Origin of the sequence: Modestobacter sp. VKM Ac-2985 (assembly GCF_026967925.1) — a bacterium.
GTDB lineage: Bacteria > Actinomycetota > Actinomycetes > Mycobacteriales > Geodermatophilaceae > Modestobacter.
This window is the reverse complement of the sequence record NZ_JAPVBI010000002.1, coordinates 1,292,255-1,314,115: the sequence shown is the minus strand read 5'-3', so window position 1 is coordinate 1,314,115 and position 21,861 is coordinate 1,292,255. Positions and strand designations below refer to the sequence as shown.

At 73.8% G+C, this 21,861-nt stretch carries 16 protein-coding genes; 3 read left to right on the top strand and 13 right to left on the bottom strand.

Annotated elements, in window-relative coordinates; all coding sequences use genetic code 11:
• The first annotated feature begins 91 nt into the window (after positions 1 to 91).
• Complete coding sequence (locus O2V61_RS15545) at positions 92 to 490, top strand: VOC family protein (protein ID WP_269184167.1); 399 nt, start codon at positions 92 to 94, stop codon at positions 488 to 490.
• Here O2V61_RS15545 and mdlC read toward each other — a convergent pair.
• From mdlC to O2V61_RS15520, 5 genes are read right to left on the bottom strand one after another with little or no spacing between them, the layout of a single operon-like run.
• Entirely contained in the window at positions 480 to 2,111 is a 1,632-nt protein-coding gene (gene mdlC / locus O2V61_RS15540; RefSeq protein WP_269184166.1) for a benzoylformate decarboxylase, read from the bottom strand. The genes O2V61_RS15545 and mdlC overlap by 11 nt on opposite strands.
• Before the next feature lie 2 nt (positions 2,112 to 2,113).
• The gene (locus tag O2V61_RS15535) at positions 2,114 to 3,082 is read right to left on the bottom strand and encodes an ABC transporter substrate-binding protein (protein WP_269184165.1); all 969 of its coding nucleotides are present in this window, start codon (positions 3,080 to 3,082) and stop codon (positions 2,114 to 2,116) included.
• 47 nt (positions 3,083 to 3,129) lie between these two features.
• Positions 3,130 to 3,990: an ABC transporter ATP-binding protein gene (locus O2V61_RS15530; RefSeq protein WP_269184164.1), complete on the bottom strand. Its 861-nt coding sequence runs from the start codon at positions 3,988 to 3,990 to the stop codon at positions 3,130 to 3,132.
• Entirely contained in the window at positions 3,990 to 4,793 is an 804-nt protein-coding gene (locus O2V61_RS15525; RefSeq protein WP_269184163.1) for an ABC transporter permease, read from the bottom strand. Before O2V61_RS15525 ends, O2V61_RS15530 begins: the two co-directional genes overlap by 1 nt.
• A gap of 2 nt (positions 4,794 to 4,795) precedes the next feature.
• Positions 4,796 to 5,629, bottom strand: a complete 834-nt coding sequence (locus tag O2V61_RS15520) for an ABC transporter permease (RefSeq protein WP_269184162.1) — start codon at positions 5,627 to 5,629, stop codon at positions 4,796 to 4,798.
• Positions 5,630 to 5,851: 222 nt separating this feature from the next.
• On the opposite strand from O2V61_RS15520, the gene O2V61_RS15515 reads away from it, so the two are divergent.
• Entirely contained in the window at positions 5,852 to 6,652 is an 801-nt protein-coding gene (locus O2V61_RS15515; protein ID WP_269184161.1) for an IclR family transcriptional regulator domain-containing protein, read from the top strand.
• A 9-nt stretch (positions 6,653 to 6,661) separates the two neighbouring features.
• Here the strand turns inward: O2V61_RS15515 and cimA are convergent, their stop codons facing one another.
• From cimA to serA, 3 genes are all read right to left on the bottom strand, one after another.
• Positions 6,662 to 8,278: a citramalate synthase gene (cimA, locus tag O2V61_RS15510; RefSeq protein WP_269184160.1), complete on the bottom strand. Its 1,617-nt coding sequence runs from the start codon at positions 8,276 to 8,278 to the stop codon at positions 6,662 to 6,664.
• A gap of 232 nt (positions 8,279 to 8,510) precedes the next feature.
• A complete protein-coding gene (locus tag O2V61_RS15505; protein ID WP_269184159.1) occupies positions 8,511 to 9,530 on the bottom strand; it encodes a 3-isopropylmalate dehydrogenase in 1,020 nt (339 codons plus the stop codon).
• Positions 9,531 to 9,665: 135 nt separating this feature from the next.
• Positions 9,666 to 11,267, bottom strand: a complete 1,602-nt coding sequence (serA, locus tag O2V61_RS15500) for a phosphoglycerate dehydrogenase (RefSeq protein ID WP_269184158.1) — start codon at positions 11,265 to 11,267, stop codon at positions 9,666 to 9,668.
• 160 nt (positions 11,268 to 11,427) lie between these two features.
• On the opposite strand from serA, the gene O2V61_RS15495 reads away from it, so the two are divergent.
• A complete protein-coding gene (locus O2V61_RS15495) occupies positions 11,428 to 12,495 on the top strand; it encodes a hypothetical protein (protein ID WP_269184157.1) in 1,068 nt (355 codons plus the stop codon).
• Positions 12,496 to 12,610: 115 nt separating this feature from the next.
• Here the strand turns inward: O2V61_RS15495 and ilvC are convergent, their stop codons facing one another.
• From ilvC to O2V61_RS15470, 5 genes are all read right to left on the bottom strand, one after another.
• Entirely contained in the window at positions 12,611 to 13,636 is a 1,026-nt protein-coding gene (ilvC, locus tag O2V61_RS15490) for a ketol-acid reductoisomerase (RefSeq protein ID WP_269165330.1), read from the bottom strand.
• 73 nt (positions 13,637 to 13,709) lie between these two features.
• On the bottom strand, positions 13,710 to 14,234 hold the full coding sequence (ilvN, locus tag O2V61_RS15485) for an acetolactate synthase small subunit (RefSeq protein WP_036340025.1): 525 nt from the start codon (positions 14,232 to 14,234) through the stop codon (positions 13,710 to 13,712).
• The gene (locus O2V61_RS15480; protein WP_269184156.1) at positions 14,234 to 16,192 is read right to left on the bottom strand and encodes an acetolactate synthase large subunit; all 1,959 of its coding nucleotides are present in this window, start codon (positions 16,190 to 16,192) and stop codon (positions 14,234 to 14,236) included. Before O2V61_RS15480 ends, ilvN begins: the two co-directional genes overlap by 1 nt.
• Positions 16,193 to 16,441: 249 nt before the next feature.
• A complete protein-coding gene (locus tag O2V61_RS15475; RefSeq protein WP_269184155.1) occupies positions 16,442 to 19,216 on the bottom strand; it encodes a putative bifunctional diguanylate cyclase/phosphodiesterase in 2,775 nt (924 codons plus the stop codon).
• Positions 19,213 to 21,846 (bottom strand): putative bifunctional diguanylate cyclase/phosphodiesterase, encoded by a 2,634-nt coding sequence (locus O2V61_RS15470; RefSeq protein ID WP_269184154.1) that lies wholly within the window; start codon positions 21,844 to 21,846, stop codon positions 19,213 to 19,215. The genes O2V61_RS15475 and O2V61_RS15470 overlap by 4 nt, the downstream gene beginning before the upstream one ends.
• Positions 21,847 to 21,861: the final 15 nt, after the last annotated feature.

Genomic DNA, 21,861 nt, shown 5'->3' with positions numbered 1-21,861 from the left:
TCCTCAGGCTAGTCGGGGCTCCGTGCCCGGCCACCGTGCGGCGTCCCTCAGGTCGCTGCCGTGCGTCATCCCCGGGTCGCTACCGTGCGTCATGGCCGCCCGGATCACCGCAGTCGCCGTCGACTCCACCGACCCTGCCGCGCTCGCCCGGTGGTGGGCAGAGGTGCTCGGCTACGAGGTGCAGGACACCGACGAGGACGGCGTGGTGACGATCGGCCCACCGGGGCAGGAGCCCAAGGGCCCACAGCCCGTGCTGGACTTCGTCCCGGTGCCCGACCCGACGCCGGGCAAGCGCCGGCTGCACCTGGACCTCAACGCCACCGACCGGTCGCAGGCCGAGGAGCTGGACCGGCTGCTCGCCCTCGGCGCCACCCCGGTGGACGTCGGCCAGGGCCCGTTCACCGAGGAGATGACCTGGCACGTGCTGGCCGACCCGGAGGGCAACGAGTTCTGCCTGCTGGCCAGCACGGTGGCGCCGCTCAGGGGTTGAAGTCGGCCTCCGGGGCCACGTCGACGTCCAGCAGCAGCGGGGCGTCGAGCTCCCGGAGCCGGGGAAGCACGTCGTCCAGCGCCGCCAGCAGCTCCTCGTGGCTGCTGATCCGGCGGGCGGGGCAGCCGAGCGCGGTGGCCAGGGCGGAGAGCCGCACCTCGGGGAAGCTCGGCCACGGCGCCGTGCCGGCGCCCTGCCGCTCCACCAGCTTGTCCATGATCGCGTAGCCGCCGTTGGCGAAGACGAGGAAGAGGACGCCGACGCCGTAACGGGCCGCTGTCCACAGCGACTGGACGGCGTACATCGAGGAGCCGTCGCCGAGGACCGCGACCACCGGCCGGTCCGGGCGGGCCATCCGGACGCCGATGGCGGCCGGCATGCCGAACCCCAGGCCGCCCATCGCCACGCCCAGGTACCCCAGCGGCTGCCGGGACGGGACCATCTCCTCCAGCAGCTGGCGGGTGGACGGCGACTCCTCCACCACCACGGTGTCCGGGTCGAGCCGCTGGGCGAGCTGGGCGTAGACGTGCGGGGCCCGCAGCGGCTCCCCCGGCGCCGGCGGCGGCACGGTCACCGGTGTCCGCGGCGGGCCGGGCGGCCGGCCGCGGTCGGTCACCCGCTCGGCGAGGGCGGCACAGAAGACGCCGGGGTCGGTGAGCACGGCCAGGTCGGCCGGGCTCCGGTGCACCTCGGCCGGGTCCTGGCTGACCTGCACGATCCGGGTGCCGGGGTCGACGAAGGGGCCGGGCTGGTAGGGGTACTGCCGGAAGGCCGGGGCGCCGACCACCAGCACGAGGTCGTGGCCGGCCAGCACCCCACGCAGCCGCTCCCGGCCGGCGGGCAGCAGCCCCTGGTACTGCGGGTGGTCCTGGGGGAAGCCCGCCCGGGCGCCGAAGGCCTCCTGGCGCACCGGTGCAGCGAGCCGTTCGGCCAGCTGCACCAAGGCCGCCCGGGTGACGGCGGTGTCGGCGCCGGCACCGACCACCAGCACCGGCGCCGTCGCACCGTCGAGCAGCTCGGCGACCTCGGCGACCGTGGCCTCGTCGACCCCGACCGGGCGACGCACCACGGCCGCCGCGGCCGGCGGGCCGGGGTCGGACATCTCCTGCGCCCAGTCGTCCATCGGGACGATGACGATCGCCGGGCCGCGCCCGGTGACCGCCTCGTGGTGGGCGCGCGCGATCGACCCGGGGACGTCCTGGGCGCGCACCGGCTGGTCGACCCAGACCGGGTAGTCACCGGCCAGGCCGGCGAGCCTGCCGGCGAGGAAGGGCTCCAGGGCGAGGTGCCGCCGGTCCTGCTGGCCGACCAGCACCACGAGGGGCGCCCGGTTGACCCGGGCCGTGGCCAGCGCGCCGACGGCGTTGCCCAGCCCCGCCGTGGTGTGCAGGTTCACCAGGGCCGGCCGGTCGCGGGCGATGGCCCAGCCGGTGGCGATGCCGACCACCGACCCCTCGTGCAGCGCGAGCACGAACTCGATGTCGTCGGGGAGCCCGGCGAGGAAGGGCACCTCGGTCGAGCCCGGGTTGGCGAACATCGTGGTCAGGCCGAGCCGGCGCAGCACGTCGAAGGTGACGTCCCGGACCGTCGGCGCCGCAGGAGGGGTCGTGGGGCCGGGCACGGTCAGTCGGTCGCCAGCAGCGCGTCGACGTCGGCGGTCTCCTCGGTGATCCCGTACTCGGCCATCAGCTCGGCGACCGTCTCCATCGACTCGACGTTGATCTCCTCCGGGAAGGACGGGAGGGCGATCTGCTCGGCGACCTCGGGGGTGATGCTGGTGTAGCTCGTGATGATCCGGCGCAGCTCGTCCGGGTTGTCCTGGGCGTACTGCAGCGACTCGGCCATGGCGGCCTGGAAGTCGTCGACCAGCTCCGGGTTCTCGGCGAGCATCTGCTCGGTGGTGAAGTAGGTCGCCACGGTGAGGTCCTCGACCGGCTCGGCGAAGTTGCTCACCACGGCGCGGGCGCCCTGGTCGGTGGCGACGGTGACGAACGGCTCGACCACCCAGGCGGCGTCCACGCTCCCGTTGGCCACCGCGGCCGGCATGTCCGGGAAGCCCAGCTCGACGAACTCGACCGCCGAGGGGTCGCCGCCGGCGTCCTCGACGGCCTTGCGGATCGTGACCTCGCCGATGTTCTTGAGGTTGTTCACCGCCACGGTCCGGCCCGCCAGGTCGGCGGCGGTCTGCACCGGGCTGTCGGCGGGCACGACGACGGCGGAGAAGTCGGTCGCCGGGTCACCGGTGGAGGCTGTCCCGTTGGAGACGACCTGCAGCGGCAGGCCCTGGGTCTGGGCCAGCAGCAGGGACGTCACGTTGCCGAACGCGAAGTCGAAGTCCCCGGCCACCACGCCGGGCACCGCGGCGGCGCCACCGGAGCCGGGGACCAGCTCCAGCTCGATGCCCCGCTCCTCGAAGAAGCCCTGCTCCTGCCCGAGGTAGATCGGGGCGACGTCGATGATCGGGATGATGCCGACGGTGAGCTGGGTGAGCCCGCCCTCGGTGTCGGTGGACGGCTCGTCGGACGAGCCGCCGCAGGCGGTGGCGGTGGTCAGCAGCGCGAGGGCGGCGAGCGGGGCGAGCAGGCGACGCATGGGGGCTCCTTTGCCGGGCGTGCGGGGACGGGGGACGGAACCGTTGGTCAGGAGCCGGGCTCGGCGGCGACCGTGGCGCCGTGGGCGGACCGCGCAGGCGCCACCTCGTCGCGCTGGTGCTGATCGCCCTTGCGGTGCTTGGCCAGCTGGATCTGCTCGTAGACGTGCCCGCGCAGCTCGGCGAACCGCGGCGAGGACCGGGTCTCCAGCTGGGTGCGCTCGTCGGGCAGGTCGATGGCGAGGTCCTCCATGATCACCGTCGGGGAGGAGGACAGCACGAGCACCCGCTGCCCCAGGTAGACCGACTCGTCGATGTCGTGGGTGACGAAGAGGATGGTCACCCCCAGCTTGTGCCACAGCGAGCGGATCAGGTCCTCGAGGTCGGCCCGGGTCTGTGCGTCGACGGCGGCGAACGGCTCGTCCATCAGCAGGACCTTGGGCTCGTAGGCCACCGCCCGGGCGATCGCCACACGCTGCTGCATGCCGCCGGACAGCTGCCACGGGTAGGCGCTGTGCACGTCGGCCAGGCCCACGGCCTCCAGTGCGTCGCGCACCAGCTCCCGTCGGCGGGCCTTGTCCAGCTTCTTCTGCTTCAGCGGCAGCTCGACGTTGCCCTCGACGGTCATCCACGGGAAGAGGCTGCGGCCGTACTCCTGGAAGACCACCGCCATCGCGTCCGGCGGCCCGTCGACGCGGGCGCCGGCGAGGGTGACGGTGCCGGCGGTGGGCTCCAGCAGCCCGGCGATGCACTTGAGCAGCGTCGTCTTGCCCGCCCCCGACGGGCCCACGATGCACACCAGTTCGCCGTCCCCTACGGAGAAGGTCAGGTCGCGGACCGCCTCCACGGTCCGGCCGGAGCCGGTGTAGGTCTTCTGCACGCCGGCGACGTCGAGCAGCGGCTGGGTCATCAGTTCTCTCCTCGCTGAGATCGGCGCAGGCCGTGGTACCAGCGCAGGCTGCGCCGTTCGAAGAGCTGGAACAGCAGGGACAGGACGAACCCGAGCAGGCCGAGCAGCAGGATCCCGCTCCACATCTCCGGGATGGCGAAGCTGCGCTGGAACTGGATGACGCTGAACCCCAGCCCGTTGGTGGAGGCGAACATCTCGCTGATCACCATGAGGATGATCGAGATCGACAGCGCCTGGCGCATGCCGGCGACGATCTGCGGGCTGGCCGCCGGCAGCACCAGGTGGCGGAGCCGGGCCAGGCCGGTGACGCCGTAGGACCGCGAGGTGTCGGACAGGACGTCGTCCACCGCGCGCACGCCCTCGACGGTGTTGAGCAGCACCGGCCAGACGGCACCGGAGACGATCACGATGACCTTGGCGGTGTCCCCGATGCCGGCGAACAGGAACAGGATCGGGATCAGCGCCGGCGGTGGGATGGCCCGGAAGAACTCCAGCACCGGCTCGGTCACCCGCCGCAGCGTGCGGTTGGCCCCCAGGAGCACGCCCAGCCCGACCCCGAGCACGACCGCCCCGGTGTAGCCGATCGCCAGCCGGGTGACGCTGGGCAGCACGTCGGCGCGCAGGCGCTCGGAGAACCAGACGTCACCGAACGTGGTGAGGATGGTCTGCAGCGGCGGTGCGTAGTAGTTCGTGCTGTCGGCCGACCACACCCACCACAGCGTGACCAGGACGACGGGCAGGGTGAGCGCGAAGCCCAGCGTCCTGCCCCAGCGCAGCACCGGGTCCACCACCGGTCCCCGCACGATCAGCCCCCCACGTCCGCGCGCACCGACGAGTGCCAGGCCAGCGTGCGGCGCTCCAGCGCGCGGGCGACCAGGTTGACCACCACGCCCAGCAGGCCGGTGAAGATGACCAGGCCGTACACCAGCGGGACGGCGTTGGACGACTGGGCCAGCGCGATCTCCGCACCGAGCCCGGTGCCGATGCCGACCAGGCCGGCGGTCACGGCCAGGATGAGGGCGACCGCCGCACCCAACCGCACGCCGGTCATCACGTAGGGCAGCGCGGTCGGCCAGATCAGGTACCGCACCCGGGCCCAGCGGCCCAGGTGGTAGGACCGCGCGGTCTCCCGGGCGACCGGGTCGACGTCCTGCACCCCGTAGATCACCTGGATCAGGATCTGCCAGAACGAGGCGTACACGACCAGCAGCAGCGTCGACTGCAGGCCCAGGCCCAGCAGCAGCACCGCCAGCGGGATCAGCGCCACCGACGGCACCGGCCGCAGGAACTCGATCGTCGAGGCGGTGAACCGGCGGAGCAGCTCGACGCTGCCGATCAGCAGGCCCAGGCCGATCCCGGCCACGAGCGCGATCCCCAGACCGATCCCCCACGCCTGGACCGTCTGTGCGGTCGCGGCCCAGAAGCGGTCGGTGCCGGCTGCCTCCACCAGCGCCCGCACCATCTCGCTGAACGGCGGGAAGTAGTCCGCAGACACGAGGCCGGTGCGGGGCAGCAGCTCGAGCAGGGCGGCGAACACGAGCAGCCCGCCCAGGCCGAGGACCGACGACGGGAGTTCGCGACGGCGCCGGCGGACCGGCTCGGCACCCGCCCGGGCGGGGCGCACCTCGGTCGTGGTCATGGCGCTGCCCCGGTGAGCAGGTGCATCAGGTGCCTGTCCTCCACGGTGAGGGCGAGTGGTCGAACCTGTCCGCCGACGGGTGGACGACCACCCGGGTCCCACTACGGTGTGCGGCATCCGAACGTGCGTTCAGGTGAGGAACGTAGGTCGTGAGGCCAGTCACGTCAACGCTCGTGCTGGAACCGTGATCGGGCGTAGAGGACGCCGCCCGGGAGGAGTTCGATGGACGCGATGGCACCCGCCGGCGACGAGGGCGGCCGCGAGCGACCGGAGGCCTTCGTCCAGTCACTGGCGCGCGGGCTCGCCGTCATCCGCGCCTTCGACGCCGAGCACACCCAGCTGACCCTCAGCGAGGTCGCCCGGCAGACCGGGCTCACCCGGGCCGCTGCCCGCCGGTTCCTGCTCACCCTGGTCGAGCTGGGGTACGTCCGCTCCGCCGGCCGGCTGTTCGAGCTGCGTCCGCGGGTGCTGGAGCTGGGCTACGCCTACCTGTCCGGGCTGTCCCTGCCGGAGGTGGCCCGCCCGCACCTGGAGCACCTGGCCGCCGAGGTGCACGAGTCGTGCTCGCTGTCGGTGCTGGACGACGAGGAGATCGTCTACGTCGCCCGGGTGCCGACCAGGCGGATCATGACCGTCGCCATCAACGTCGGGACCCGGTTCCCGGCCCACGCGACGTCGATGGGCCGGGTGCTGCTGGCCGCCCGGCCGGACGCCGACCGGGAGCGCTACCTGCAGACCGCGCAGCTGACGGCGCTGACCCCCTTCACCGTCACCGACCCCGACCGGCTCCGCCGGGCGCTGGCCGAGGCCCGCGACCAGGGCTGGGCGCTGGTGGACCAGGAGCTCGAGGAGGGGCTGCGCTCGATCGCGGTGCCGGTGCGGGACGGCGACGGCGCCGTGCTCGCCGCGATGAACATCTCCGCCTCGGCCCGGCACAGCACCCCGGACGCGGTCCGCGACGACCTGTTGCCCGCGCTGCAGGCTGCTGCCCGGGAGATCGAGCGGGACCTCCGGCGCCGCTGACCGGTTCCCTCAGCGACGCCGCACCGCGTAGGTGAAGGCGTCGACCAGGGCGTGCCAGGACGCCTCGACGATGTTGTCGTGCACCCCCACGGTGGTCCACTCCCCCACCCCGTCGGTGCTGTCGACGAGCACCCGGGTGGTGGCGCTGGTGCCGCCGTTCCAGCCCAGGATGCGCACCTTGTAGTCGGCCAGCGAGACGTCGGCCAGGTGCGGGTACCGGCTGACCAGGGCCTGCCGCAGCGCGTTGTCCAGCGCGTTGACCGGGCCGTTGCCCTCGCCGGTGCTGATCACCCGCTCCGTCGTCCCGTCCTCGTTCGGCACGTGCACCTTGACGGTGGCCTCGCTGACGACCACCCCGTTCCCCCAGTGCTCGACGGAGGTCCGGTAGCTCTCCAGCTCGAACAGCGGCGCGGGGGCCCCCGGCAGCTCGTTGCGCAGCAGCAGTTCGAAGGAGGCGTCGGCGGCCTCGAAGGACCAGCCGTCGGCCTCCAGCACCTTGACCTGGTCCACCACCCGGCCGATGGCGTCGGCCTGCCCGGCCAGGTCCACCCCCAGCTCGCGCCCCTTGAGCTCGATCGAGGCCCGGCCGGCCATCTCGGTGACCAGGATGCGCATGTCGTTGCCGACGACCGCCGGGTCCAGGTGGTTGTACAGCTCCGGGCGCACCTTGATGGCGCTGGCGTGCAGGCCGGCCTTGTGCGCGAAGGCCGAGGCGCCGACGAACGGCTGGTGGTCGTCCGGGGCGATGTTGGCCAGCTCCGCGATCGCGTGGCTGACCCGCTTCAGCTCGGGCAGGCACGCGGCCGGCACCACCGGCAGCCCCATCTTGGTGACCAGGTTGCCGATCAGCGCGAACGTGTCGGCGTTGCCGGCCCGCTCGCCGTAGCCGTTGGCGGTGCCCTGCACGTGGGTCACGCCGGCCTCCACGGCGGCCAGGCTGTTGGCCACCGCACACCCGGTGTCGTCCTGGCAGTGGATGCCGAGCTTCCCGGTGGTCCGCGCGCGGACGTCGGCGACCACCCGGCCCACGCTCATCGGCAGCATCCCGCCGTTGGTGTCGCACAGCACGCCCACCTCGGCGCCGGCGGCGAAGGCGGCCTCCAGCACCGCGACACCGTGGTCGGGGTCGGCGGCGTAGCCGTCGAAGAAGTGCTCGCAGTCGACGAACACCCGCCGTCCGTGCCCGACCAGGAAGGCGACGGTGTCGGCGACCATCGCCAGGTTCTCCTCGGGCGTGGTGCGCAGCGCCTCGCGCACGTGCCGCACGTCGGACTTGGCCACCAGGCACACCACCGGGGTCTGCGCGTCCAGCAGCGCGCGCACCTGGGGGTCGTCCTCGACCCGGACGCCGACCTTGCGGGTGGCGCCGAAGGCCACCAGCTGCGCGTGCTGGAGGTCCAGCTCGGTGCGGGCCCGGGCGAAGAACTCGGTGTCCTTGGGCAGTGCCCCCGGCCAGCCGCCCTCGATGAAGCCGACGCCGATCTCGTCGAGCAACCGGGCGACGGCGAGCTTGTCCGCGACGGACCAGCTCACGCCCTCGCGCTGGGCGCCGTCGCGCAGGGTCGTGTCGAAGACGTGGAAGTCGGTCGGGTCGAGGTCGAGCTCGGTGGCGGGGTGCGTGGCCACGGTGTCTCCCGGGTCGGTTCGGTACTGGGCCCAGACACGAAAAAACCTCCCGGGGTACGGGAGGTTGCGCGCAGTCCGGGGAGGTGACTGCGCGCTAGCTGATGATGATCGTGCGGGTGGCGTCCATCACCACCAGTAGAGCACGCCGAACTCGGTTCTCGGAACGGGTCGTCCACTGTGCGGGACGGCGGCCCGGCGGGGCGCAGCGAGCAGGCCGCGCCCCGCCGGGTCGTCAGCCGGACAGTGCGGCGAGCCGGTCGCCGATCTCGGTGGTGCGGATCGGCGCCCCCGGGTCCCGGGTGGAGAGGTCGAAGGCGACCGCCGCGTTGACCTTCTTGGCCAGCTCCGGCCGGCCGAGGTGCTCCAGCAGCAGCCCGACCGACAGCACGGTCGCCGTCGGGTCGGCGATGCCCTGCCCGGCGATGTCCGGCGCGGAGCCGTGCACCGGCTCGAACATGCTCGGGTTGGTCCCCGACACGTCGAGGTTGCCGCTGGCGGCCAGCCCGATCCCCCCGGTGACGGCGGCGGCCACGTCGGTGACGATGTCGCCGAAGAGGTTGTCGGTGACGATCACGTCGTAGCGGCCCGGGTCGGTGATGAAGAACATCGCCGCGGCGTCGACGTGCTGGTAGGCCACGCTGACCTCGGGGAACTCGGCGGAGAGCTCCTCGACGGTGCGCGACCACAGCGAGCCGGCGTGGGTGAGCACGTTGGTCTTGTGGATCAGCGTGAGGTGCTTGCGCGGCCGGGCGACCGCCCGCTCGAAGGCGTACCGGACGACGCGCTCCACCCCGTAGGCGGTGTTCAGGCTGACCTCGGTGGCGACCTCGTGCGGGGTGTCCCGCCGCAGCACGCCACCGTTGCCGACGTAGGGGCCCTCGGTGCCCTCGCGCACGCAGAGCATGTCGATCTCGCCGGGCTCGGCCAGCGGGCTGCGCACGCCGTCGAACAGCCGGGCCGGGCGGAGGTTGACGTGGTGGTCGAGCTCGAAGCGCAGCTTGAGCAGCAGCCCGCGCTCCAGGATGCCGCTGGGCACGCCCGGGTCACCGACGGCGCCCAGCAGGATCGCGTCGTGCTGGCGCAGCTCCTCCAGGACCGAGTCCGGCAGCAGCTCACCGGTGCGGTGCCAGCGGGCCGCCCCCAGGTCGTAGGGGGTGCTCTCGATGTCCGGGGCGACCGCGCCCAGGACCTTGAGGCCCTCGGCCACCACCTCGGGACCGATGCCGTCTCCAGGTACCACTGCCAGGCGCATGAGGCCAGAGGTTAGTGGGCGCCCGGCCCCGGCCTCACACCCGCCACCTGCGCCCGCCGATCGCCCCCGGGCACGACGAGGCCGCGCCGTCCCGGTGGGACGGCGCGGCCGGTGGTCGCGCTGGGTGCGGGTGGGTCAGCTCGGGTTGAGGTCGGCGGCCCGGACCTGCCGGGCGCCGATCCGCTGGCCGATGTCGGCCAGCAGCTCCCCGCTGACCGGGCTGTCGACGGTCACGGCCATCAGCGCCTCGCCGCCCTGGGTGGTGCGGCTGACCTGGGCACCGGCGATGTTGACCCCGGCCTCCCCGAGGGCGGCTCCCACGGTGCCGACGACACCGGGCCGGTCGGCGTAGATGAAGAACAGCAGGTAGCCGTCGGCGGCCAGGTCGATCTCGAAGCCACCGACCTCGGTCAGCTTGGGCACCTGGTTCTTGCCGTAGAGGGTTCCCGAGACGGTCACCTCGGCGCCGTCGGCCATCGCCCCCCGCACGGTGATCAGGTTGCGGTAGTGCGGGCTCTCCGTGCTGCTGGACAGGGTGACGTCCAGGCCCCGCTGGTCGGCCAGCAGCGGTGCGTTGACGTAGGTGACCGGCTCCTCGACGACGTCGGAGAAGACGCCGCGGAGCACCGCGAGCTGGACGACGGAGACGTCGAACTCGGCGATCTTGCCCTGGACCTCCACCTGCACGGACTGGGCCAGCCCACCGGCGACCGCGGTGAACACCCGGCCGAGCTTCTCGGCCAGCGGCAGGCCGGGGCGGACGTCCTCGGCGACGATGCCGCCGGCCTGGACGTTCACCGCGTCGGGCACGAAGTCGCCCTGCAGCGCCAGGCGCACGCTGCGCGCCACGGCGGTGCCGGCCTTGTCCTGCGCCTCGGTGGTGGAGGCGCCCAGGTGCGGGGTCACGACCACGTTCGGCAGCCCGAAGAGCGGGCTGTCGGTGCAGGGCTCCTTGGCGTACACGTCGATGCCGGCGGCACCCACCTGGCCGGACTGCAGCGCCTCGGCCAGGGCGGCCTCGTCGACCAGCCCGCCACGGGCGGCGTTGACGATGATCACGCCCCGCTTGGTGGCGGCGAGCTGGTCGGCACCGATGAGGCCGAGGGTCTCGGGGGTCTTGGGCAGGTGGACGGTGATGAAGTCCGACTCGCGCAGCAGCTCGTCCAGGGAGACCAGGCGGACGCCGAGCTGGGCGGCCCGGCCGGGCTGGATGTAGGGGTCGTAGGCGATCAGCGTGACGCCGAAGGCGGCCAGCCGCTGGGCGACCAGCACCCCGATCCGGCCCAGCCCGACGACGCCGACGGTCTTCTCGGTGACCTCGACGCCGGTGAACTTCGACCGCGCCCACTTCCCCTCGCGCAGCGAGGCGTCGGCGGCCGGGATGTGCCGGGCGGCGGCCAGCAGCAGGGCGACCGCGTGCTCGGCGGCGCTGACGATGTTGGAGGTCGGCGCGTTGACGACCAGCACACCGCGCTCGGTGGCCGCGGGGACGTCGACGTTGTCCAGGCCGATCCCGGCCCGCGCGACGACCTTGAGCCGCGGCGCCGCCGCGAGCGCCTCGGCGTCGATCTGGGTGGCCGACCGGATCAGCACGGCCGAGGCATCGGCGAGCGCGGGCAGCAGGGCGCCCCGGTCGGCGCCGTCGACGTGCCGGATCTCGACGTCACCGCCGAGCACCTCCAACACGCTGGGCGCGAGCTCTTCGGCGATCAGGACGACGGGCGTGGTCGTGGTCACGGCTCCACAGCGTAGGGACGCCACCGACCCCGCGATGCGCCGGTGTCCGCTGGTCCCACTGGGTGGACACGACGGGTGGCCCCCCGTGCTTGCCCGGCCCTGCCGGCACCGCCAAGCTGACGGCGAAGCGCCGGTGCCACCGGCCTCGTCGGAGGAGATCATGAGCAGCGACCGGGACGACGCCCAGGGCCGTCACGAGACGACCCCGTTCGGCCAGCAGCCGGAGGACGGAGCGCAACCCCCAGCTCCCGGATCCACCGGCTCCACCGCCTTCGGTCAGAGCTCCGAGCCCGGGGAGCAGCCGGGCCAGCCCCCTTACGGCCAGCCCTCGTACGGCCAGGAGCAGTACGGCCAGGAGCAGTACGGCCAGGAGCAGTACGGCCAGGAGCAAGGAGCCACTCAGCCCGCGTACGGGCAGGACCCCTACGGCCAGCCGCAGTACGGACGACCGCAGTACGAGCAGCCTCAGTACGGCCAGCCCCAGTACGGGCAGGGCCAGTACGGGCAGGGCCAGTACGGCCAACCGCAGTACGGGCAGGGCCAGTACGGGCAGGGCCAGTACGGGCAGGGCCAGTACGGCCAACCGCAGTACGGCCAAGGCCAGTACGGCCAGGGCCAGTACGGGCAAGGCCAGTACGGGCAGGGCCAGTACGGCCAAGGCCAGTACGGGCAAGGCCAGTACGGCCAGCCCGAGCCGTACGGCCAGCAGGGACAGTCCTACGGCCAGTACGGCTACGGGGAGTCCCCGGCGACCGCCCGCCCCGGCGCGGTGATCACCGCCGCCGTCCTGGGCTTCGTGCTGGCCGCGTTCGGCGTCCTGGTCGGCTTCTTCCTGATCGTCTTCGGCGCGGCGGCCCTCGCGGGCGCCGAGGGCTTCGAGGGCTTCGAGGAAGAGCTCGTCCCCGGCGTCGGCGGGGGGCTCGGCGCCGTGGGCGGGATCGCGCTGGCCTTCGGGCTGGTCACGGTGCTGTGGACGGTGCTGATGATCTGGGGCTCGGTCTGGGCGCTGACCGGCCGCAGCCGGGTGCTGCTGATCGTCGGCGGGTCGATCGCCATCGCGTTCACCGGCCTGACGCTCCTCGGCAGCCTCGGCGACGGCGCCCCGGGCGGCATCCTGTTCTCCCTGCTGCTGGTCGCCGCCGCCGTGTCCACGGTCCTGCTGGTCTGCCTCAAGCCGGCCAGCCGCTACTTCGCCGCCCGCCGGGCCCAGCGGGCAGCCAACCGCTGACCACTCCCCCGCGACGCGACACGACCCCCGCAGCAGACGCTGCGGGGGTCGTGTCCTGTCGCCCCGCCGAGCGGGGCCCTGCCTCAGCGGGGCCCCTGCCTCAGCGGACGTTGCCTCAGCGGGCGGCGGTGCCGGTGTAGTCGTCGCTGGCGCTGACCCAGCTCATCAGGCCACGGAGCTTGCGGCCGGTCTCCTCGATCGGGTGCGCCTCGGCCGCGGCGCGCTTGGCCGTGAAGTCCGGCGCCCCCGCGTCCTGGTCGGCGATGAAGGCAGCGGCCCACGAGCCGTCCTTGATCGCGGCGAGGACCTCCTTCATCGACTCCTTGACGCGGGCGTCGACCACCTTCGGACCGGAGGTGTAGTCGCCGTACTCGGCGGTGTCGCTGACCGACCAGCGCTGCTTGGCGATGCCGCCCTCGTACATCAGGTCGACGATCAGCTTGAGCTCGTGCAGGCACTCGAAGTAGGCGATCTCGGGCTGGTAGCCGGCCTCGGTGAGGGTCTCGAACCCGGCTGCCACCAGCGCGGACATGCCGCCGCAGAGCACGGCCTGCTCGCCGAACAGGTCGGTCTCGGTCTCCTCGGCGAACGTCGTCTTGATGACGCCGGCGCGGGTGCCGCCGATCCCCTTGGCGTAGGAGAGCGCGAGGGCCTGGGCGCTGCCGCTGGCGTCCTGCTCGACGGCGATGAGGCAGGGCACGCCCTTGCCGTCGCTGAACTCACGGCGGACCAGGTGCCCGGGGCCCTTGGGGGCGACCATGGCGACGTCGACGCCGGCCGGGGGCTTGATGTAGCCGAAGCGGATGTTGAAGCCGTGGCCGAAGAACAGCGCGTCGCCGTCCTGCAGGTTGGGCTCGACCGACTCGGCGTACAGCGTCCGCTGCACGTGGTCCGGGGCGAGGATCATGATCAGGTCGGCCTCGGCGGACGCCTCGGCGGGGGTGACCACGCGCAGGCCCTCGGCCTCGGCCTTGGCCCGGCTCTTGGAGCCCTCGGGCAGGCCGACCCGGACGTCGACGCCGGAGTCACGCAGCGACAGCGCGTGGGCGTGGCCCTGGCTGCCGTAGCCCAGGACGGCGACGGTGCGCCCCTGGATGATCGAGAGGTCGGCGTCGTCGTCGTAGAAGATCTCGGCGGCCATGCGGTTGTGTGCTCCTTCAGTGGACGGGCCACCAGGATGGCCATCTTGGTGGTGGTGGTTCGGGCGGGTGGGGCTAGGCGGAGCGCTCGACCGGGCGCAAGGTACCGGCGCCGCTCATCGACCGCGGTCCGCGGCCCAGGGCGACGGTGCCGGACTGGGCCATCTCCTTGATGCCGAGCGGTGCGAGGACGGCCAGCAGCGCCTGCAGCTTGTCCGGCGTGCCGGTCGCCTCGAGGGTGACGGTGTCGGTGTTGACGTCGATCACCCGGGCCCGGAAGAGCTCGGCGGTCTGGAGCACCTGGGCACGGTCGGCCAGCGGCGCGCGCACCTTGACCAGCAGCAGCTCGCGCTGCACCGCGGCGGTGTCCAGCTCGACGATCTTGATCACCTCGATCAGCTTGTTCAGCTGCTTGGTGATCTGCTCCAGCGGCTGCGCCTCGGCGTCGGCCACGATCGTCATCCGGGACAGGTCCGGGTTCTCCGTCGGCCCCACGGCGAGGGACTCGATGTTGAACCCGCGCCGGCTGAACAGCGCCGAGACCCGGGCCAGGACGCCGGACTTGTTCTCCACCAGCACCGAGAGCGTGTGCCTCGTCATCAGACCTGTCCCTCCCCGAAGACCGGGCGCACGTCGCGCGCGGCCAGGATCTCGTCGTTGCTCTTGCCGGCGGCGACCATCGGCCACACCTGGGCGTCGGAGCCGACGATGAAGTCGATGACGACGGGCGCGTCGTTGATCGCCATGGCCTTCTCGATCACCGCGTCGACGTCGTCCTTGGACTCGCAGCGCAACCCGACGCAGCCCAGCGCCTCGGCGAGGGTGACGAAGTCGGGGATGCGGACCTGCCGGGCCGTCCCCTCCTTGCCGCCGTGGGTGTTCAGGTGGGTGTTGGAGTAGCGGCCCTCGTAGAACAGGGTCTGCCACTGCCGGACCATGCCCAGGTTGCCGTTGTTGATGACGGCGACCTTGATCGGGATGCCCTCGATGGCGCAGGTGGCCAGCTCCTGGTTGGTCATCTGGAAGCAGCCGTCACCGTCGATCGCCCACACCGTGGTGCCGGGCATGCCGTACTTGGCGCCCATCGCGGCCGGGACGGCGTAGCCCATCGTGCCCAGCCCGCCGCTGTTGAGCCAGGTGCCCGGCTTCTCGTAGGAGATGAACTGGGCCGCCCACATCTGGTGCTGCCCGACCCCGGAGGCGTAGATCGCGTCCGGGCCGGCGATCGCACCCAGCCGCTCGATCACGTACTGCGGGGAGAGCATCCCGTCCTCGGGCCAGTCGTAGCCCAGCGGGTAGCGGGTGCGCCAGTCCTCCAGCTGCTCCCACCAGGCGTCCAGGTCCGGGGTCCGGCCGGCCTCGTGCTCGGCGCGCAGCGCGGACACCAGCTCCACGATCGTCGCCTTGGCGTCGCCGACGATCGGCACGTCGGCCTTGCGGTTCTTGCCGATCTCGGCCGGGTCGATGTCGGCGTGGACGACGGCGGCGTGCGGGGCGAAGCTCGACAGCTCGCCGGTCACCCGGTCGTCGAAGCGGGCGCCCAGGGCGACCAGCAGGTCGGCCTTCTGCAGCGCGGTGACCGCGGTGACGTTGCCGTGCATGCCCGGCATGCCCAGGTTCTGCCGGTGGCTGTCCGGGAAGGCCCCGCGGGCCATCAGCGTGGTGACCACCGGGGCGCCGGTCAGCTCGGCCAGCTCGGCCAGCTCCTCGGCGGCACCGGCCTTGAGGACGCCGCCGCCGACGTAGAGCACCGGCTGGCGGGCCGCGGCGATCAGGGCCGCGGCCTCGCGCACCTGCTTGCCGTGCGGACGGGTGGTCGGCTTGTAGCCGGGCAGGTCGATCCGCGGCGGCCAGCTGAAGTCGGTCCTGGCCTGCAGGACGTCCTTGGGGATGTCGACCAGGACCGGCCCGGGACGCCCGGTGCTCGCCAGGTGGAACGCCTCGGCGATCTTCTGCGGAATCTCCGCTGCGTCCGTGACCAGGAAGTTGTGCTTGGTCACCGGCATGGTGATGCCGCGGATGTCGGCCTCCTGGAAGGCGTCGGTGCCGATGGCGGCGGTCGGCACCTGCCCGGTGATCGCGACCATGGGCACCGAGTCCATGTACGCGTCGGCCAGCGGGGTGACCAGGTTCGTGGCGCCGGGCCCGGAGGTGGCCATGCAGACCCCCACCCGGCCGGTCGCCTGGGCGTACCCGGTGGCGGCGTGCCCGGCGCCCTGCTCGTGCCGGACCAGCACGTGCCGCAGCGCGGAGTCGAACAGCGGGTCGTAGGCCGGCAGGATCGCCCCACCCGGGATGCCGAAGACCACCTCGACACCGACCGCCTCCAGCGACCGGACCAGGCTCTGTGCGCCGGTGATGCCGGAGACCGGCTCGGCGGCCGCCTCGGCCATCGACCGGGCGGTCGTCTCCACCCCGAGGGTGGCCTGGGCGGCGGCCTCGCTGGGGACGACGGCCGTGGCCGGCGCGGGACCGGCGCCAGGAGCCGGGCCGGCCGCGGGACCGGCTGCGGACGAGGGGTGGGCCGCGGCGGTGCGGCCGGTGCTGGTGGTGCTCATCTCGACGATCTCCCTGGGCGCGGGGTGGGGTGCTGCGGCGGACGCCTGTCGGTGGCGGGGAGTCGGCCCGGAAAGTGCCCGGCCAACAAAAAACCCCTCGTGCCGGGTGGCACGGAGGGGTGGCGCGTCGGTCGGGAGGGACCGGCGCGCTAGTGGATCGCTACGAGCAGACGAGTGCGTGGCACGTGGACACTGTGCGCCCCGCAACACGGCCCCGTCAACCGCGTCGTCCCACGTCGTGGGAAACGGCTACACGGTTCCTGGGACGGCGACCGCCGGCGACGCCTGCCCGGACACGGCGTCGAGCAGGTCCGGGTCGAACGCGTCGATGACCGCCGGCAGCTCCGCGGGGCTGGTCGGGCGACCCAGCAGGAAGCCCTGCAGGTACCGGCAGCCGAGGTCGCGCAGCGCCGCCAGCTGCTCCGGGGTCTCCACGCCCTCGGCGACGACGTCGATGTACAGCCGCTTCCCCAGCTCGATCACGCTGTGCACGAGCGCCGCGCTGCGTGCGTCGCCGGCGATGCCGGCGAGGAACTCGCGGTCCATCTTGAGCACGTCGACCGGCAGCCGGGCCAAGTAGGCGAAGGTCGAGTACCCCCGGCCGAAGTCGTCGAGGGAGATGACGCAGCCCATGTCGTGCAACGTCTGCAGGTCACCGTCGGCCCGGTCCGGCTGACCGATGAACAGCGACTCGGTCACCTCCAGCATGAGCCGCTGCGCCGGCAGCCCGGCGCGGGCCAGGGCGGCAGCGACGTCGGGCACGAGGCTGCCCGACTGCAGGTGCCGCACGCTGATGTTGACCCCCACACGCAGGTCACGTCCCTCGCGGACCAGCCCGGCGAGCTCGGCGGTGGCCTGTTCCAGCACCCACCGCTGGAGCGGCACGATCAGCCCGTCGTCCTCGGCCAGCGGTACGAACTCCTCCGGCGACACCTCACCGAGCACCGGGTGGTCCCAGCGGACCAGCGCCTCCACGCCCAGCACCCGGCGTTCGGCGACGCCGACGACCGGCTGGTAGACCAGCCGCAGCTGCCCCCGGGACAGCGCGTCGGGCAGGTCGCGGGCCAGCCGGGTGCGCCGGACGGTGGCGCTGTCGGCGGTCTCGCCGTGCCGGCGGACCCGCCCCTTGCCGGCCGCCTTCGCCGCGCGCAGCGCCAGGTCGGCGTTCCGGATCGCCACCGGGACCTCGTCGGCCGGGTTCAGCTCGGTCACCCCGATGCTGCAGGAGACGTCGAAGACCAGGTCCGGGTCGGCGCCGGGGGTGGGCACCGAGCGGTGGACGCCGGCCAGCTCGGCGATGATCCGCTCGGCCAGGGCGGTGGCCTCGTCCAGGTCGGCCCGGACGACGACGGCGAACTCGTCGCCACCGAGCCGGCCGACCAGGTCGCGGTCCCGGACCGAGGCGCGCAGCCGGTCGGCGACCTCGGTCAGCAGCAGGTCGCCGGCCTCGTGCCCGGCGATGTCGTTGACCGCCTTGAAGCCGTCGAGGTCCAGCAGCAGCACGCAGGAGACCTCGCCCTCCGCGGCCCGGCTCCGGGCGCCGGCCAGGGCGGCCATCAGCCGGGCCCGGTTGGGCAGCCCGGTGAGGTAGTCGGTGTAGGCCATCCGCTCCAGCTCGCGCTCGCTGTGCCGGCGCGAGTCGACGTCGCGCAGGTGCAGCACCAGACCGGCGGCGTCGTGGACACCCGGCGCCGCGCTCGGCAGCGCGTCGAGCGTCCTCGAGGGCACCACCCGCACGGTCTCGTACGCCCGCCAGCTGCCGTCCTTGCCCCGCAGCCGGAAGACCCGCCCGCGACCCTGCCCCGGGTCGCCGCCCGCGGCGAGGGCCGCCGCCAGCTCCGCCCGGTCGTCGGCGTGGACGAACTCCACCAGCTGCCGGCCCTCGAGGTCCCGCGCCGTCCAGCCGTGCGGGTGGTGCCCTGCGGTGGAGTCCCAGGTGATCCGACCCCGGTGGTCCAGCACGATGGCGATGTCGGCGGCGCTGTGCACCAGCGTCCGGAAGTAGGCCTCGGTGCGCAGCACCTGCCTGGTCAGCCGGGCGCCGTCCGCCGCCCACACCAGGGTGCGGGCGAAGGTGAGCAGCAGGAGCAGGGCCGCGGCGGCCGCCTCCACCGGCAGGATCGACCGCCCGGCGATCCTGCCCACCAGCAGGACGAGGACCACGCCGAAGGCGGCGCAGTAGCCGACCACGACCCCCAGCAGGGGCACCTCGAGGGGTTCGTCCGGGTCGGCGGACCGCCCCGGGTCGGCGGCGATGGCGAGGGTGCCGAAGGCCAGCATGGCCAGCCAGGCCGTGCCGCTGACCACGTCGGTGAGGACGGAGGGGACGGCCACGGCGATGGCACCGCTGACGGTCACCACGGCCACCGAGGCGAAGCAGGCGAGCAGCCACCCGGCCGCGGCCCGGCGGGCCTGGCCCACCCCGGCGAAGGTGACCAGCCCGACGGTGCACAGCACCACGCCCGCGGCGGGGTAGCCCCGCGCCATGAGGTCGTCGACCGAGTCGGCCGTCCGGCCCAGCGCCGTGCCGATCACCACCTCGGCCAGCGCGGAGAGGGCGACCAGGGCGACAGCGGCGTCCAGCGCCACCCGCGCACCGATCCCGACGGCGGCCGACCGGATCAGCCGGGCGCAGCCGAGCAGCGCGAAGGGGACCGCGGCGACCAGCGCGACGTCCTGCGGCCCGGCGGTCACCGCGTTCACCCCGGCCCCGCGGACGGCGGCGATCGCCTCGCCCAGGGTCAGCAGGGCAGCGAGCACGGCGAACGCCCGCCAGGGCGCCGCCGACTCCCGGTCCAGCCGCTTGGCGTGCCGCACCACGAGCACCCCGATGGCCAGCGACGCTGCGCTGAGCACCGCCGGCGCCGAGTGCGCCGAGGCTGCGGGCCAGAGCGTCTCCACGACGGCGAGGCCGCCGGCGACCGCACCGAGCAGGGACAGCACCGTCGCCCGCGGCCAGCGCGCCCCGGCGGGCACGAGGGGCAGCGCCGGGACGCCGGACGACGGAGCGGGCAGCGCGGTCACGATGCGCCCACCCGGCCGGCCATGCCGGGCCACAGCCGCCCGGTGTCGGACTCCAGCAGCTGCACCAGCCCGGCCAGCCCGACCGGGCGGGAGAGCAGGAAGCCCTGGGCGTACCCGCAGCCGAGGGCGCGCAGCGCCGTCAGCTGGCTGGTCGTCTCCACGCCCTCGGCCACGACGTCGATGCCCAGGGTCGCGGCCAGCGAGACCACGGCCTGGCAGACGGCCCGGCTGTACGGGTCCCGGTCGACCCGGGACAGCAGGCTGCGGTCCAGCTTGATGATGTCGATCGGCAGTCGTCCGAGGGCGGGCAACGAGGAGCGCCCGCTGCCGAAGTCGTCCAGGGCCAGGCGCACGCCCATCAGCCGCAGCGCCGCCACGTCGTCGGCGAGCGCACCGACCTCAAGGCTGGACTCGGCGATCTCCACGACCAGTCGCTCCGGCGGCAGGCCGCTGTCCCGCAGGGCAGCCGTCACGTCACCGACCAGCGTCCCGGCCGCGAGGTGGGCGGCCGAGACGTTGACCGCCAGCTTCAGCGCCGCGCCGTCCCGGGGCAGGGTCAGCGCGGCGGCGGTCGCCTCGCGCAGCACCCAGCGCTGCAGGTCGACCACCAGGCCGGCCCGCTCGGCGACCGGCAGGAACTCCTCCGGCGGCACCTCCCCGTACAGCGGGTGCTGCCAGCGCAGCAGCGCCTCGACGCCGGTGACCCGCTGGTCGTCCAGGGCGACGATCGGCTGCCAGGCGAGCGCGAGCTCACCGCGCTCCCGAGCGCCGACCAGGTCCTCGCGCAGCTGCTCCCGGCGGTCGCGGGCCGCGGACAGCTCGGACCGGTACCGGCGCACCGAGCCGCTGCCGGCCGCCCGGGCGGCCACGACGGCGAGCTCGGCCCGGTCGACCGCCTGACCCTCGGACAGCCCCCGGTCCAGCGGGACGAGCCCGACCGCGCCGGAGAGGTCCACGATCCCGGCGTCGGTCACGATCGGCGTCTCGATCGCCGCCAGACAGCGGGCGGCGAGCCGATCGTGTTCGTCCCCGGTCCCGTGCGCCAGCACGCTGAACAGCTCGGTGCCGATCCGGGCCACCTGGTCCTCGCCGCGCACCGTCGCGCGCAGCCGGCGGGCGACCTCGGTCAGCGTCGTCTCGACGACCTCGCTGCCGGCGTTCTCCAGGGCCGCACGCAGGCCGTGCAGCTCGACGATCAGCAGCGCGGCGTCGGTCGGTTCGTCCTGGCCGGCCAGCAGCTCGGCCAGGGCGAGCCGCTGCGCTGCCCGGTTCGGCAGGCCGGTGAGCGGGTCGACGAAGGCCAGCGAGCGCAGCTCGAGCTCCCGGTCGAGCCGGGCGGTCACGTCGCGGCAGTGCAGCACGAGCGCGGCGACGTCGGCGTCCCCGCGCAGGTCGGTGGCCCCGGCCTCGAAGACCCGCCAGGCGCCAGTGCGGTCGGCCAGCCGGAAGCTGCGCAGGCCGACGACGTCCCCGCCCGGCCCCTCGCCGAGCCACGCGGCCACCTCGACCGCGTCCTCCGGGTGCACGACCTCCGGCAGGAACCGGCCCCGCAGGCCCGGCCCGCCGGCCGGCTCCACCGCGGGGGCCGCCCAGCTGATCCGCAGGTCGCCGTCGAGGATGAGCACCGCGTCGCTGCTGGAGCGGACCAGGGAGCGGAAGTAGGCCTCGCTGCGCCGGAGCCGGCCGGCGACCCGGTGCTCGTCGCGGGCGGCGGCGGCGCGGTGGACGGCGGTGAGGCACAGGCAGCTGAGCATGGCGAACGCGGCGGCCGGGGACGGGTCTGCGCCGAGCAGCGGTGCACCCAGGTAGGCCACGCCGGCGGCCACGGTCACCAGGTGCGGGAGCAGCTGGCCGACCACGTTGAGCCGGGCGCTGGCCCGGGTCGGCGGCGTCTCGTCGTGGGCGCCCGGGTCGCGCAGTGCCGCCAGGCAGAGCAGCAGCAGGCTGACGAGCTCACCGGCGGGTGCGGCGCCGCCCAGGGCGGCGAGGTGCAGGTCCTCACCGGCGATCGCCAGGCCGTGCGTGGTGGCCCAGGTCGCCGCGGCGAGCAGCAGCAGCGCGCCGGCGCCCCGCCGGGGTCCGGGGGACGCCGCGATCAGCAGGAGGACGGCGGAGAGCACCGAGGCGGTCACCAGGCAGGCGACCTCCAGGACGACGCGGTCCGCACCCTCCAGGGACTGGGTCCGCATCGCCGGTCCGACCACGAGGACCTGGGCCAGCACGAGGGAGGCGCAGAAGAAGAGAGCGGTCTGGGTGGCCAGCCGGGCACCGCCGCGGCGCAGCCGCCCCGGGGACAGCAGGGTGAGCACGGCGACCAGCGCGAGCAGCGCCGCCGGCAGCTGGACCAGCTGACCGGTGGCGTCGAACAGGCCCTCGGGCGGCGGGTCGGTGAGCAGCCCGGCGAGCAGGCTGGTGCCCACTCCGAGGAGCACGGCGAGGGAGAGCAGGCGCCAGCCGCGCAGGCAGCCGGAGCCCCGGCTCCCGGTGCGCCACAGCAGCCCCGCGGTGACCAGCGCGGCAGCGAGCAGCACCAGGTCGGCAGCCAGCGGGGCGGCACCACCCGCGGCTCCGGTGAGCACCGGGACGGCGAGCAGCCACCCACGGGTCGGCCACCGGCGCGTCTGCTGCACCTCAGGACTGTCGAC